Origin of the sequence: Paraburkholderia sp. BL21I4N1, assembly GCF_002973525.1 — a bacterium.
Classification (GTDB): Bacteria; Pseudomonadota; Gammaproteobacteria; order Burkholderiales; family Burkholderiaceae; genus Paraburkholderia.
In genome coordinates this window covers 131,719-145,885 of the sequence record NZ_PVEN01000003.1, presented here as the reverse complement: position 1 = coordinate 145,885, position 14,167 = coordinate 131,719, and the positions used below count along the sequence as shown (strand labels likewise).

Annotated in this window: 11 protein-coding genes; 7 read left to right on the top strand and 4 right to left on the bottom strand. The window is 62.5% G+C overall.

The window, feature by feature from the left end; translation table 11 throughout:
• Window positions 1-9 precede the first annotated feature (9 nt).
• Window positions 10-1,863, bottom strand: coding sequence for a ShlB/FhaC/HecB family hemolysin secretion/activation protein (locus B0G83_RS10225; RefSeq protein ID WP_258167857.1), 1,854 nt, complete (start codon window positions 1,861-1,863; stop codon window positions 10-12).
• An 8-nt stretch (window positions 1,864-1,871) separates the two neighbouring features.
• Window positions 1,872-3,968, bottom strand: coding sequence for a filamentous hemagglutinin N-terminal domain-containing protein (locus tag B0G83_RS10220; RefSeq protein ID WP_258167856.1), 2,097 nt, complete (start codon window positions 3,966-3,968; stop codon window positions 1,872-1,874).
• Window positions 3,969-4,562: 594 nt separating this feature from the next.
• Between B0G83_RS10220 and B0G83_RS10215 the strand changes: the two genes are divergently transcribed.
• The 4 genes from B0G83_RS10215 to B0G83_RS10200 all read left to right on the top strand — a co-directional run bounded on the left by B0G83_RS10215 (window position 4,563) and on the right by B0G83_RS10200 (window position 7,624).
• Entirely contained in the window at window positions 4,563-4,796 is a 234-nt protein-coding gene (locus tag B0G83_RS10215; protein ID WP_105507326.1) for a type II toxin-antitoxin system MqsA family antitoxin, read from the top strand.
• A 408-nt stretch (window positions 4,797-5,204) separates the two neighbouring features.
• Window positions 5,205-5,873 (top strand): TonB-dependent receptor, encoded by a 669-nt coding sequence (locus tag B0G83_RS10210; RefSeq protein WP_105507325.1) that lies wholly within the window; start codon window positions 5,205-5,207, stop codon window positions 5,871-5,873.
• Window positions 5,874-6,148: 275 nt separating this feature from the next.
• Window positions 6,149-6,556, top strand: a complete 408-nt coding sequence (locus B0G83_RS10205) for a hypothetical protein (protein WP_374954906.1) — start codon at window positions 6,149-6,151, stop codon at window positions 6,554-6,556.
• A 255-nt stretch (window positions 6,557-6,811) separates the two neighbouring features.
• Complete coding sequence (locus B0G83_RS10200; RefSeq protein WP_105507324.1) at window positions 6,812-7,624, top strand: mechanosensitive ion channel family protein; 813 nt, start codon at window positions 6,812-6,814, stop codon at window positions 7,622-7,624.
• A gap of 175 nt (window positions 7,625-7,799) precedes the next feature.
• Here the strand turns inward: B0G83_RS10200 and B0G83_RS10195 are convergent, their stop codons facing one another.
• Complete coding sequence (locus B0G83_RS10195) at window positions 7,800-8,471, bottom strand: VTT domain-containing protein (protein WP_105507323.1); 672 nt, start codon at window positions 8,469-8,471, stop codon at window positions 7,800-7,802.
• A gap of 234 nt (window positions 8,472-8,705) precedes the next feature.
• On the opposite strand from B0G83_RS10195, the gene mutL reads away from it, so the two are divergent.
• Window positions 8,706-10,799, top strand: a complete 2,094-nt coding sequence (gene mutL / locus B0G83_RS10190; protein WP_105507322.1) for a DNA mismatch repair endonuclease MutL — start codon at window positions 8,706-8,708, stop codon at window positions 10,797-10,799.
• A gap of 43 nt (window positions 10,800-10,842) precedes the next feature.
• Window positions 10,843-11,790, top strand: a complete 948-nt coding sequence (gene miaA, locus B0G83_RS10185; protein WP_105507321.1) for a tRNA (adenosine(37)-N6)-dimethylallyltransferase MiaA — start codon at window positions 10,843-10,845, stop codon at window positions 11,788-11,790.
• A gap of 70 nt (window positions 11,791-11,860) precedes the next feature.
• Here the strand turns inward: miaA and purM are convergent, their stop codons facing one another.
• Entirely contained in the window at window positions 11,861-12,928 is a 1,068-nt protein-coding gene (gene purM, locus B0G83_RS10180; protein WP_105507320.1) for a phosphoribosylformylglycinamidine cyclo-ligase, read from the bottom strand.
• Between the two features lie 100 nt (window positions 12,929-13,028).
• Here purM and B0G83_RS10175 point away from each other — a divergent pair, with 100 nt between their 5' ends.
• Window positions 13,029-14,105, top strand: a complete 1,077-nt coding sequence (locus B0G83_RS10175) for an AI-2E family transporter (protein ID WP_105507319.1) — start codon at window positions 13,029-13,031, stop codon at window positions 14,103-14,105.
• Window positions 14,106-14,167 lie beyond the last annotated feature (62 nt).

Here is a 14,167-nt window from a genome sequence, read left to right as displayed (position 1 = left end):
GCAACCTCTTCAGAGCGACCAGTTGAGTGTGGCGAGCAGCACCGTGGCTTTTTTGCCGAGTGCGGCCGGTTGTAGCAAGGCCTGTCCAAGCAGCACCTCGCTGGTGACGGTATGGGCGTTGTGGCGCCATTGCATGCGCGCGCCGAGACCGGTGCCCATCAGCGTCGGCCAGCCGCCCTGGGCGACCAGATGCGATTTGCCGCCGTCGAGAAACACATAGGGTTCGAGTTGCAGGTCGTGCCAGGCCGGCACGTTTTGCCAGGCGGCCTCGTTACGCAGATAGAAACCGCTGTCGCCGGCAATCCCGCCTTCGGTAAAGCCGCGCACGGAATCCATGCCGCCGAGGAAGATCTGCTCGTTGCCGAACAGCGCGACGTGGCTGTACTGGCCACGCAAGGTGCCGCGATAGGTCCATTGCGTGCCCGCCAGCGTGCCGAGCGCGATCTGCAGCGTGGCAGTCGCGTCGAGTTTGGTGAACTGGCTGTGCGCATCGACTTCGTCGATGTCGGGGCCGTCGTGACTTGCGGAAAGCCACGGCAACCCTTGCGACACGCCGACGTCCCACGTCGCGGCCGCCGCCTGATCGTGCGCGACGAAACGGCGCAAACCGTTCAGGCCGACGCGCAACACCGTGAGATCCTGCGGCGACAGATCAATACCGTTCAGCGAGCGCTCGGTACGCATTTTGGTGAGCGTCACGTCGACGCTGGTGCGCCCGGCACGCGAGCGTGTCAGTACGTCGTTCCAGCCGAGCGTCTGACTGAACGTGCGTCCCTGAAGCAATGCGACGTCGCTGATGGTCTGCTGGTATTCGGAGAGCGATGTCGTATAGCTGAAGGTCTGATACCCATACGGCGCCGCCGCGGAAAACACCACCGCGTTGCTGTCCTGGGTGCCGACGTAGTTGAACGACAACGACTCCTGCAAACCGATCAGGTTGTCTGCTTCCACGCCGGCCCGATAGCGTAGCGTGCCGGTTTGCGAACTGCCGTAGTTGTCGATGCCGAGATCGTAGAAAACGCGGTCGCCGTAGTGGTTAGTGATCGCCACGACCGAATCACCCGGTGTCTCGCCCGGCATGATCTGGATCTCGGCCTGATTGCGGCGCAGCCGGTTGATCTGGTCGACGCCCTGTTCGAGATCGGGCAGCCGCAGCACGTCGCCGCGGCTGTCGGCGAACGCCCACGCGGTGCCCGCGTCGGTCAGCAGGCCGCCGCCATGTGTCGTGTACCACGGCTCGTTCGGATCGCGCGGACGCAGCGGGTGGCCGTTCAATGTAAAAGCCGACACCTTGCCGTCGACGAGATTGACTTTCAGCGTGCCGGAGGCGAGATTCTGCGCACCGAGGTAGGCGCGTGTCGTGATATAGCCGCGTGCGATGAACGCTTCGGTCACGCGGCGCAGCAGCAGGTTGATGCGATTGCGGCCCAGTTGCTTGCCGATGAAGGGCGCGGCGATCGTATCGAGCTCGGTTTTGCCGAGTACGGTATCGCCGATAAATTCGATGTGGTCGATCCTGAACAGCGGTTGCACGTCCGATAAGGTTTCGACATCCGCGCCTTCGGGCAGATTGACGACGGGCTGCTGCGGCACGTCGATCTGCGCGGGCGGTTGCTGGATCTCGTCGCGCCGCTGCCGGTCGCGCTGTTCCTGCAATAGCCGTTGCGCGGGATCCTGTTCGACGCGCGCCGGCACGCCGAAGGCCGTGCCACCCAGCGCGCCGACATTCGGCAGGCCTGGCGGCGTTTGCGCAAAGCCGCGCGCCGCCGCCGTGCCGGCGAGAATCGCGAGCGAGCAATGCACGAGACGGGGTGCGGGGCGTTCGACCGCATGCCTGATGGCGCGTTTGAGAGTCCGCTTCATGGCCGACCTCATAGCCCGAACCACGACACCAGACCAAGGTGGTTGTGATTGCCGATCGTGACCGGCGCGCGATATGGCACGCGAATCGTGTTCACCCCGCCGGCCGCCTTGATGCCGCCGGGCGCGCTAAATACGCCGCCTTCGATGTCTGCCTCACCGGTCAGCTCGACCTGGCCGCTGCCGCCGCTGAACAGGCCACCGGTGTCGGCGGCGAAAATCGCCGACCATGAGTTACCGAACCACGCCTTGAGGTCGTGCGTGCGGTTGATCGCGCTGTAGCCGAGCACGGCTTGCGCGAGCGTTTTCGGGGCATCGAGCTTGAGCGTGCCGTTCACGGCCTGGACAATGCCGCCGGTGTTGGTGATCTGCGTGCCTGCTTTCAGGCTGATGTCGTCGTTCGCCTGGATCGTGCCGCCGGATGCCTGCACCGTGCTCGACGAACTCGAACTACAGAAGAAAAAGCACGTTTGGCGATATGACGCCTGGCCCGTGAAGATGGCCTGCGTGACCAGTTGATCGCGCACGGCGATCGAGATGGAGCCGCCGTTGCCTGCGTCGTTCGCATTCGCCAGAATCGAGCCGCCGATGTTGTGTACGTTCTGCGCGGCGATGCTCACATTGCCACCGTCGGCGGCGGTGATGTACGCGAGCTTGTTCGGATCGGCGATCGCACCGTAGTCGACCGTAAAACCGCTATCGCGATGCTTGACGAAAATCAGCCGCCAGCTGCTATCCGAATAACTGACCGGCGTGCCGCCGTTCGTGCCGCTCGAATGATCGACGATGTTGTCGACGTCGCCGCCGGCCGTGATCGTGAGATTCCGATTCGACAGGATGCGGGCGTTCTGGTTGGTCACCGAGCCGCCGGCAGTCACCGCAACGTCGCCCGCACTGCCGAAGATGACGGCGAGCTGCGTGTCAGGCGTGGACTGATTCAGCACGCTGCCTTTCGCGTTCAGCGTGACCGCGCCGAGCGACGCTGAGTCGAGCGAGTTCTTCTGGTCGCCCTGGATCAGCGAGCCGATGTTGGTGATGTCGCCGGAACTGGTCAGCACCACGCCGCTGGTCGTCGATGCGATCACCGATTGCGCCGTGGCGTCCTGTGTCGATGCGATACCCGCGCCGCTGATGTCGATGCCGGTGTTCGCCAGCAGGCTGGTGCCCGTCAGGCTAACCGCACCGGCCGCGCTCAGTGTGGCCGAGCCGGCGTTCGCCTTGAGTTGAGTATCCGAAATCGCGATGCCGTCCTGCACCTGCAGGTTGATATTGTTCGCCGCGGTCAGCGAAGTATTCAGGAACTGCACGGAGCCGTTCGACGTAAGCGTGAAGTCGCCGCTGGTCGCGAACATCGGCCCCGCGCTGCGCACCCCCGGCCCCTGGTCGGTGACGATCAGTTGTACGCGGCCGCTCGACAGGCTGCCGGCGGCGGTGATGTCGAGCGCAAACGAACGCGCGGTGGCCGGGTTGGTAGACGGACTCAGCGTGAGCCAGTCGTTGCCGTTGTCGTTCGGCGACACCGCGGTGTTCAGCGTGACCTGGCTGCTGCCGGCAACGATACGGGTATAGGCGTTGGCGTTATCGAAGGTATTGGCAAGCGGGCCGTTGATCTGCACGTTCTTCGCGATCAGATCGAGGCCGATCAGTGCGCTCGCCAATCCCTGCGGGCCGACCACGATGGTCCCGGTGCTCGTATCGAGCACGATGTCCCGTTCGGGAAGTCCTGCCACCGGCACGGTGTCCTTGAAACTGACATGACCAGTGGTAAGCGCGAGGCGGCCCGTATTAATGAACGAACCGCCATTGACCGTAATGCCGTTTGGATTGGCCAATATCACGTTCGCCCGTGGACCGAGCACGTCGATCTGTCCGCTGATAACGCTGGGATTAGTACTGGTTACCTGATTGACAATCGTTCTGGCATTAATGCCGACGTTATTGAGCGTCGCGCCGGCTGCGTCGACGCTGAAACTGTTATAAGTGTTGTTCGACACGCCCGCGAAAGCCGGTGCGATATTGACCGTTTGATGGCCATTCGCGGCGGTTGAAACGGATGTGACCGTGCCGCCGTCCACAGCAATGCCGACCGCGAGCGCGATACCCGGCATTGCAGTAACGACAGCAACAACCCCACCGACCGCAAGCCAACCCCCGTTGCCTGCGCGCCCTACAGACCAGCGACTTGCCATTTTTGTGCGTCCCGTCGTCTACACGGCTTCGGGATCTCGATCCAATATGCATTAAGCGGATACATTCCGCTTTCCTCACACCAATGTCGGCACAGTGGCTTCCTTCTTTAGTAATTTCTGGAAACAATTTTCTTTCTGAAATATTACAAAATAGGTGCGTCAAATATTTGATTATGCGAATCAGATTGTCGGACCAGACTTGTTGCGACGAAATGCACAGCGATCAGACTAAATCTATTCCAGGCAAGACGGGTTGCCGCCCTAGTGCGCGATGTTTCGAAAAATTCGCGGTGCCCGATCAGATCCACAAATCTAAGTCGTCAGCGAAATAGGGGAAGATGACGACGATGGGTTTTGACCGCAGAAGATGAATACTCAATACGGCTATCGGCGGCACGACGAAAAAGGAAGACTTTAACAATCCAGTGGCCTGAACTGAGGGCTATCGCATGTGGTCCGAGCGCCATCTACGCACCGCAAACACTTTCGCCGGTTTCTGACTCGGAGATTTAAATGAAATGCCCAGTCTGCGGCGCAACCGAGTTGGTACGAGATACGCGGAACATCCCGTTTTCTTACAAAGGCCGAACAACCATCGTATCGGATGTCACCGGCGAGTTCTGCGACGCTTGCGGAGAGAGCCTATTGGCTCCCGACGACGCGGCCCGTTGGATGAAGGAAATCCACGACTTTAAGCGCGGCGTCGATGCGACTCTCGCGCGCGCAGGCAACCGCCCCACAAAGTAACCCCGACATGGCCGCATACCCGCTCCGCAAACCGTGGTCGGCGCGTTACTAGGCAGGCAACCGCCCATCAGTTTCCAGTGCCAATTGCGGTGCATGAATGATTCGATTTCCGTTGAATTGATTAGCAATTTACCTGGACTTTTAATCCGTTGGTCACAGGTTCGAATCCCGTACGGCCTACCAAAAGATTCAAGGGCTTGCACGCGTCAGCGTGCAAGCCCTTTTCTTTTTAGCGCGCCATTTCGCCGCCCTCCTCATTCATTCCCCCCAATAGTTCGCCACCTCACAGACCGCGCGAGTCTTCCGCTCGCATGATCGCTTCACGGCGCCAGTAGAGCGTTCAAAAAAGACCATAAGACAGGGTTGTCGGGCAGAAGACCCGCAGCCCAACCGCCCAGGGGGGCGCCCATGAAAACTGCAAAAGTAATCTGGGTAGTAGGTTTGACAGGTTTAACGATCTCGATCGGAACGGCGCACGCTCAGGAAGTCTTCCTCGAAGGCGGCACGCTCGGCGTGGGCATCGGCGCGGCGCTGAATGTGACGTCATGGTTCGGTGTGCACGCGGACTTCAATGCGATCAACTTCTCACACAACTTCACGGTGGGCGGCAATCGCTATGACGACGGTGTGCGTCTTCGCCAGGGCGGTATCTATGGCGATCTGTTTCCGTGGACGAGTAGCGGCTTTCGCATCACCGCCGGTCTTCGCTTCACGGACGACGAGGTCAGCGGCAACTCCGTTCCCACCAACGGTACCTACACCTTCAAAGGCAAAACCTCGCAGGCCTTTCCAGGCGAATATGCGACGGCCACCGTGAAGTACCCGACTGTCATGCCGTACCTGGGCGTAGGCTATGGTTTGCGCCCGGCAGCCAAAGGGTTTGGTCTGGTCGTCGATGTGGGCGTCGCCTATGGCTTACCGCGTTCTTCGTACACGCTGTCGCCGGCACTCGCCCAGGCTGCGGGGCCGACAATGAGTCAGGAAATCGCCGCGACCGGCCTGCAACAACTACGGGATAAGGCATCGTCCTATCGGTGGTATCCGACACTGCAGATCGGTGTTTCGTACCACTTTTGATCGATCACCGGAACCGCGATCACAATCGGGTCAGCGTCACCGCTCGCCCGCATCCTAGTCACACGCGCCGCCTCTCTCCACCAAAGTCCAACCTTCCCATTGCGCCCACCACGTCATCGCACAACACACCCGGCACTTTCCCACACCCAACATCAACACTACTGACGGAGCAACCCAACCCTGAACCTGATTATTTATTGAGACGTAAAGACGTGCAATGATCGCCGCCGGTCCAGCAAAACACGCTGAGAAACCAGCTCGCAAACACCTCGGCAATGCCGCAAACCCTGCGTCTTCATTCCGTCGACATGTCCAATTTTCTGTTCGGTATCCTCTCGAACCTCGCGCTGCTGGCGATCGTGCTGATCGCTTGTCACGTGCATAGCCGGCTCACGCCAGGCGCAGCGCTCAATGGCGCACGTATCTTCGTCGCGCTGGAATTAACCGCGCTGCTGCTCGACACCACGTTGACCTTTCTGGTGTTCGCCGATGCGCAAAGCCGGTACGGCCCGTTCTGCACGCCCGCGGCGTTCTTCAGGCGCGTCGGCGCATATGGGCTTGCCATGCTCGCCGCGTTCGCGTGGCACTACGTAGCGTGCCGCACACGCCCCAGGAAAACACCCGCCAGCAAGACGCTCGTGATTCGCACCTCGCCGTATTCAGAATCGCATCTACCGATGTAAATCGCCGCAGCGTCGACACATAGCTAGCGTGCCATGTGCCACCTGCGCGTCCTGATACGCAACCGCCAGCACCTCCCAACCACGAGGCATAGACGCTGCAAACCCGCCTGGAACGGTCCTTGCGCATGCGCGCGCCGTCGCCTATAACTTCCGAAGACCACGTGTTACCGTTCGCGCCCGTCGCCGGGCACTTGCCGCTGTATTGCGCCACAGCCGTTCAATCAGTAGAAGGCAACCTACCCAACGAGGCACATCTTGGATCTCGAAACCGTACGCGTGTTCATCATGACCCGGGGCATCGACCTCGGCACCAAGGTCCTCGGCGCGATCGTCCTGTGGATCGTCGGCCGCTGGCTCATCGGCCTGATCACCGGCCTGCTGCGCAAAGTGCTGGCGCGCAACGGCAAGGTCGATCCCACGCTCGCGAATTACCTCGCCTCGATTCTCGGCGCACTGCTGAACCTGCTGCTGATCCTCGCGATCCTGCAGGTGTTCGGCGTGCAGACCACGTCGTTCGCCGCCCTGCTCGCCGGCCTCGGCCTCGCGATCGGCACCGCTTGGGGCGGCCTGCTCGCGCACTTCGCGGCGGGCGTGTTCATGCAGGTGCTGCGGCCATTCAAGGTCGGCGATTTCGTCACCGCGGGCGGCGTGACCGGCACGGTGTCGGAGTTGGGCCTGTTCGGCACGACCATCGTGACGCCCGATAACGTGACGACCATCGTCGGCAACAACACGATCTTTTCCGCCACGATCTCGAACTACAGCATACTGCCCGTACGGCGCGTCGAGTTGACGGCGAAGATCGCCAACGGCGTCGATCCGACCGACGCGATGAATCGTCTGAAGGCCGCTGTCACGCAGATTCCGAACGTTGTCGAGAGCCCCGCGCCGGACATCGAAGTACTGAGCTTCACGCCGGAAGGACCGTTGCTGTGCGTACGGCCCTACACGAACAATGCCAATTACTGGCAGGTCTATTTCGACACCAATCGCGCAATCATCCAGACGTTCAAGGAAGCCGGGTATCCGACACCGGAAACGCCGCTCGCACCGCGCGCGGTGACCTGACCGGGCGCATTACGACAAACGCGCCGACCGCCAGACCGAAGCGTTCAAGCGCAGCGCGACAACCTGAACAACGCATCCGCGAGAGATTCAGAAGCACAAACAAAAACGGCGTCGCGAATCGATTCGCGACGCCGTTTTTTCATGCGCCTGGCCTGACTAGGCGCAATGACCTATATCAGCGGCTACCCGCTTTTGCCCCGTTCCTGCGCAGCATCTTCCACAGCGCACCGAGTACGACCGGCACCACGGCCGCGCCGATACCCACCAGCACAATCACATTCAGATACTGGCGAACGAAACCGATGTTGCCAAAGAAGTAGCCCAACAACACCAGCAACAGCACCCAGAACAGCGCACCGGCCACGTTGAAGAACTGAAACCGGCTCACCGTCATTTCCGATGCGCCCGCAACGAACGGCGCGAAAGTCCGCACGACCGGAATGAAACGCGCGAGCACGATCGTCTTGCCGCCGTGCTTTTCGTAGAAGTTATGGGTTTTCTGCAGCGCGCTGCGATCGAGCAAACGCTCGAGCAGAGGAATGTGCGAATTGAAAACCCGCGGCCCGATGGCCCGCCCGATCATGTAGTTGAGGGTATTGCCGCCCACCGCCGCGACCAGCAGCAGCACGATCAGCAAACCGAGATTCATCTCGCCGGTTGCACAGAACGCGCCACCGATAAACAGCAACGAGTCACCTGGCAGAAACGGCAGAACGACCAGGCCCGTTTCACAGAACACGATCAGGAACAGGACAGCGTAGACCCACGCGCCGTACATGTGAATGAACTGTCCCAGAAACTTGTCGATATGCAAGACCAGATCGACGAAATGTAGCAGCGTATCCAAGAAGCGTCCTTTACTAAGCGTATCAAGCGTGTTGAGCGAATCAGGCGAATATGCGCATGAGCGCGGCCTGAGACCGCGCGGCCGTGTGGACAACCCACAGGCGATGATGACCGGCACAAGCCTATCGCCGGAAATTGACCGCGTCATGATACCGAAAGTGCCCGGCCGCGATTAAAAAACTCCGGGCATTCAGCGCGCCTGGGGCTCGGCGCGTCGAATCGCTATAATTTCGCCATGTCCGAAATCTCCGAAACGCCTGACGGCGCCGCCGCTGCGGCCAGCGCGACTGCCCTTGCCGCCGCTGCGCCCGCCCCGCGCCCGTTGCGCGCGATCCTGCCCCTTCCCGATCAGCTCATCAGCCAGATCGCCGCCGGCGAAGTGGTCGAGCGGCCGGCTTCGGTGGTCAAGGAATTGCTGGAAAATGCCCTCGACGCGGGTGCGCAAACGCTGCGCATTCTACTGGACGAAGGCGGCGTCAAACGCATCTCGATCACCGACGACGGCTGCGGCATTCCCGAAAACGAACTCGCGCTGGCGCTGATGCGCCACGCGACCAGCAAGATCCGCTCGCTTGCCGAACTCGAAGCGGTCGGCACGCTCGGATTCCGCGGCGAGGCACTGGCGTCGATCGCATCGGTCGCGCAAATGTCGATCACGAGCCGCACCGCCGACGCGCCGCATGCCGTGCGCGTCGACGCGCAAACCGGCGTGCTGAGCCCCGCTGCCGGCACCCAGGGCACCACGATCGAAGTCCGCGAGTTGTACTTCAACACGCCCGCGCGCCGCAAATTCCTGAAGAGCGAACAGACCGAACTCGGCCACTGCCTCGAGCAGATTCGCCGCGCGGCATTGGCGCGGCCGGACGTCGCGATTTCGGTGCTCCATAACGGCAAGGCGGTCGAGCACTGGAACGCCACCGAGCCACCGGCGCGGGTCTCGAAGATCCTCGGCGAGACGTTTGCGACCGCGCATCTGCCGCTCGACGAATCCGCCGGACCGCTGGCCGTCTACGGCTGCGCGGGTCTGCCGACCGCGAGCCGCGGGCGCGCGGATCAGCAGTATTTCTTCGTGAATGGGCGCTTCGTGCGCGACAAGCTGCTCACGCACGCCGTGCGCGCCGCCTATGAAGATGTGCTGCACGGCGACCGCTATCCGTCGTATGTGCTGTTTCTCGATTTGCCGCCTGAAGCGGTCGATGTGAACGTGCATCCGTCCAAGATCGAAGTGCGGTTTCGCGATTCCCGCTCGATCCACCAGTTTGTGTTTCATGCCGTGCAGCGTTCGCTGGCGCGGCACGCGGGCGCCTCGCCGGAAACCACGGCGGGTGGGCATGCGGCGCATCTGGAGCCGGCGGTGGGCGGGCCGGCTTCGTTCGGCGCGACGCCGCTCGGCGGCGCGGGGTTAGGGCATGGCAGCGGGGGTTTTGCTGGCGGCGACTTCGGTACGGCCGCAGGTGCGGGCATCGGCGCGGGCGGCAGCGGTTTCTCCAGCGGCAACGGCGGCGGCAGCGGCTTCGGCTCCTCCCAGTCCGGCAACACATGGATGCGCCAGGCGCGCATGACGCAAGGCAACTTGCCGGTCGCGCAACCGCTCGCGTTCTACGACGCCTTGTTCGGCCGCAAGGACCCCAACGCGGGCGCGACCGAAGGCGCCACGCTCTTCGAAGCGCGCGACTCAGCCGCCGACGCACCGTCGCCCTACAACACGTCGCCGTATACATCGCCCGGTTTCAACGCGGCTGATGAACAACCGCTCGGCTTCGCCCTCGGCCAGATTCACGGCATCTACGTGCTGGCGCAAAACGCGCACGGGCTGGTGATCGTCGACATGCATGCCGCGCACGAACGCATTCTGTACGAGCAGTTCAAGAACGCATTGGCCGACCGCTCGATCTCCGTGCAGCCGCTGCTGATTCCGCAGAGCATGCAGGCCGACCCGATCGAAATCGGCACGGTCGAAGAAGAGCGCGACACGCTCGACGCCCTCGGCTTCGACCTCGCTGTCCTATCGCCAACCACGCTGGCAATCCGCGCCGTCCCTGCGCTGCTGAAAGACGCCGACCTGCCGGCGCTGGCGCGCGCCGTGCTGTCCGATCTGCACGCGTTCGGCGGTTCGCGCGTGTTGACCGAGCGTCAGCACGAACTGCTCGGCACGCTGGCGTGCCATCACGCGGTGCGCGCGAACAGGCGTCTCACGCTCGACGAAATGAACGCGCTGCTGCGTCAGATGGAAGCGACCGAGCGCGCCGATCAGTGCAATCACGGGCGTCCTACGTGGTATCAACTGACGCTGTCCGATCTCGATCGGCTGTTCATGCGCGGGCAATGACCGTGCGCTTGATGACGTCGCTTGAACGCGGGCGGGTGCGCCCATGAGTTCGACCATCGCAACGCCGATCCCGTGCTTGCTGGGCCCGACCGCGTCCGGCAAAACCGCCGCCGCGTTGGCGCTGGCCGCACGGCGGCCGGTGGAAATCATCAGTGTCGATTCGGCGCTGGTGTATCGCGAGATGGACATCGGCACCGCCAAGCCGACCGCCGACGAACTCGCGCTGGCACCGCACCATCTGATCGATATCGTCGACCCCACCGACGCCTATTCGGCGGCGCAATTTCGTGCGGACACGCTGAGGCTGACCGGCGAAATCCACGCTCGTGGGCGACTGCCGCTGCTGGTCGGCGGCACGATGCTGTACTACAAGGCGCTCACGCAAGGTCTGAACGACCTGCCCGCCGCCGACGCCGACGTGCGCGCCACGCTCGACGCCGATGCCGCCCGCGAAGGCTGGCCGGCCATGCACGCGCGGCTTGCGGCCGTCGACGCGGTAACGGCCGCGCGTCTCGCACCAAACGACTCGCAGCGGATTCAACGCGCTCTGGAAGTGTTCATGCTGACGGGCCAGCCGATGTCGGTGTTGCTGGCCGCGCCCGCCCGAGTGGACGACGCCGCCGCGCAATGGCGCTTCATGCCGATCGCGCTCGAACCATCGGACCGCGGTTGGCTGCACGCGCGCATCGCAACGCGTTTCGACGCGATGCTGGCGGGCGGTTTCATCGACGAAGTGGTGAAGCTGCGCGAACGCGGCGATCTGTCGCCCGAGATGCCGTCCATGCGCTGCGTGGGTTACCGGCAAGTCTGGGAATATCTCGACGGCGCGGTCGATTATTCGACGATGCGCGACAAGGGAGTCTTTGCGACCCGGCAGTTGTGCAAGCGGCAGCTCACGTGGCTACGCGGCATGACAGAGCGGGTGGTGGTGGATTGCTGCGATCCGCACGCGACGGCGCGGGTGCTTGAAGCGATTGAGGCGATGCTTTGAAACGTTGAAACACTGAAATTTCAAACCCGCGCGGCGCATGCTAATCACACGCCACGCAGGCTACCTGCCTTTAAACCACGACCGTCTGCGCTTCACCGGCCGCGCTTTCGCGAATCACGCCGATCTTCCAGACCTGCTCGCCCGCTGCCGACAACAAACCGATCGCCGCATCGGCATCAGCCGCCGACAACACGACCGCCATGCCAATCCCGCAGTTGAACACGCGATGCATTTCCGCATCCGCCACGCCGCCGTGCTTTTGCAGCCACGAGAACAGCGGCGGCATCGGCCAGCCGCGATGATCCAGCTCAGCCGTCAGACCCTCACGCAGCACGCGCGGAATGTTCTCGACCAGGCCGCCGCCGGTGATGTGCGCCATGCCCTTCACCGTGATCTGCTGCATCAACGCCAGCAGCGGCTTCACGTAGATATGCGTGGGCGCCATCAGCGCGTCGGCCAACGAACGACCGTCGAAATCCGCGTTCAGATCCGGCTGTGCGCGCTCGATAATCTTGCGCACCAGCGAAAAACCGTTCGAATGAATCCCGCTCGATGCCAGTCCCAGCACCACGTCGCCCGGGGCGATCGTGCTGCCGTCGATAATCTTGCTCTTTTCCACCGCGCCGACCGCGAAACCGGCCAGATCGTACTCGCCGTCCGGATACATGCCCGGCATTTCCGCCGTTTCACCGCCGATCAACGCGCAGCCCGACAGTTCGCAACCCTGCGCGATGCCCTTCACGACCGTGGCCGCCGTTGCGACGTCCAGCTTGCCGCACGCGAAGTAGTCGAGGAAGAACAGCGGCTCGGCGCCTTGCACGAGAATGTCGTTCACGCTCATCGCCACCAGATCCTGGCCGACGGTGTCGTGTTTGTTCAGTTGAAACGCTAGGCGCAGCTTGGTGCCGACGCCGTCGGTGCCGGACACGAGCACCGGTTCCTTGTATTTCTTCGGCACTTCGAACAGCGCGCCGAATCCGCCGATGCCACCCAGCACGCCGTCGCGCATCGTCTTCTTGGCAAAGGGCTTGATCGCGTCGACCAAGGCGTCGCCTGCGTCGATGTCGACGCCGGCGTCGCGATACGACAAACCTTGGGCCGAATCAGTTGAATTCGGGGCGGATTTCGGTTGATTCATGGGGAAGAGCTCGAAGGTCGGTAAAATGCGATTTTACCCGATGCCGGCCGGCTGGCTGGAATTTGATTAATCCGGTCCGACGACACCTGGGAAGCAAACTTTGCAACAGAACTCCTCGATTCTGACGCCCGTTCAGCGCCGCGCCTTCGTCTGGCTCGCCATCGCACTGGGCGTCGGCATTCTGCTGTGGCTGCTGAGTCCGGTGCTCACGCCATTTCTGCTCGGCGCCATTCTCGCGTACATTCTGCAGCCGGGTGTGGCCTGGATGGTGCGCCGGCGCGTGCCGCGCGGCCTCGCCGCCCTGCTGATGATGCTGGTTTTCTCGTTGCTCATGACCCTGCTCGTGCTGCTCGTGCTCGCGGTGATCCAGAAGGAAGGGCCGCAATTGCGCCAGCAGGTGCCGGTGCTGTTCGCGCATGTGAGCGCGTGGCTGCAACCCAAGCTGGCGCTGCTGGGTCTCGCCGACTCACTCGATTTCGCCAGCATCCGCGATCTCGTCATGGGCCAGCTCGAAGGCAGCGCGCAAACCGTCGCCCTGTATGCGTGGACCTCGATCCGCACCAGCGGCAACCTGATGATGACGGTGGTCGGCAATCTGGTGATGGTGCCGCTCGTGCTGTTCTATCTGCTGTACGACTGGAACCGCATGCTGGTGCGCCTGCAAAGCGTGGTGCCGCGCCGCTGGCTCGACAAGACGCTGCAACTCGCGCGCGACATGGACCAGATGCTGTCGCAATACCTGCGCGGCCAGTTGCTCGTGATGGCGGTGCTGGCCGTGTACTACGCGATCGCGCTGACCATCGCCGGGTTCGAGATTGCTTTGCCGGTCGGCATTTTCACCGGGATCGCGGTGTTCATCCCGTATATCGGATTCGCGACCGGTCTGGCGCTGGCGCTGCTTGCGGCCCTGCTACAGTTCGGCACCTGGTACGGTTTCGGGGCGGTCGCGCTGATTTACGGCTTCGGCCAGATCGTCGAGAGTTTTTATCTGACGCCGCGCCTGGTCGGGGAACGGATCGGCTTGCACCCGCTCGCGGTCATTTTCGCGTTGCTCGCGTTCGGTCAGCTGTTCGGTTTTTTCGGCGTGTTGCTCGCGTTGCCGGTGAGCGCGATCCTCTCGGTGGCCGTGCGCGAGTTGCGGCAAAGCTATCTGGCGAGCACGCTGTACAACAACTGATTGCTGATTGAGCTTGGTTGGCCCGGAAATCCGGGCCAACCGCGGTATAGCGTCTTTTTCGG

Coding starts and splice junctions, on each gene's coding strand:
- B0G83_RS10210 (WP_105507325.1), top strand. CDS start 5,205: ATGAAAACTGCAAAAGTAATCTGGGTAGTAGGTTTGACAGGTTTAACG.
- mutL (WP_105507322.1), top strand. CDS start 8,706: ATGTCCGAAATCTCCGAAACGCCTGACGGCGCCGCCGCTGCGGCCAGC.
- B0G83_RS10225 (WP_258167857.1), bottom strand. CDS start 1,863: ATGAAGCGGACTCTCAAACGCGCCATCAGGCATGCGGTCGAACGCCCC.
- purM (WP_105507320.1), bottom strand. CDS start 12,928: ATGAATCAACCGAAATCCGCCCCGAATTCAACTGATTCGGCCCAAGGT.
- B0G83_RS10215 (WP_105507326.1), top strand. CDS start 4,563: ATGAAATGCCCAGTCTGCGGCGCAACCGAGTTGGTACGAGATACGCGG.
- B0G83_RS10220 (WP_258167856.1), bottom strand. CDS start 3,968: ATGCCGGGTATCGCGCTCGCGGTCGGCATTGCTGTGGACGGCGGCACG.
- miaA (WP_105507321.1), top strand. CDS start 10,843: ATGAGTTCGACCATCGCAACGCCGATCCCGTGCTTGCTGGGCCCGACC.
- B0G83_RS10205 (WP_374954906.1), top strand. CDS start 6,149: ATGCCGCAAACCCTGCGTCTTCATTCCGTCGACATGTCCAATTTTCTG.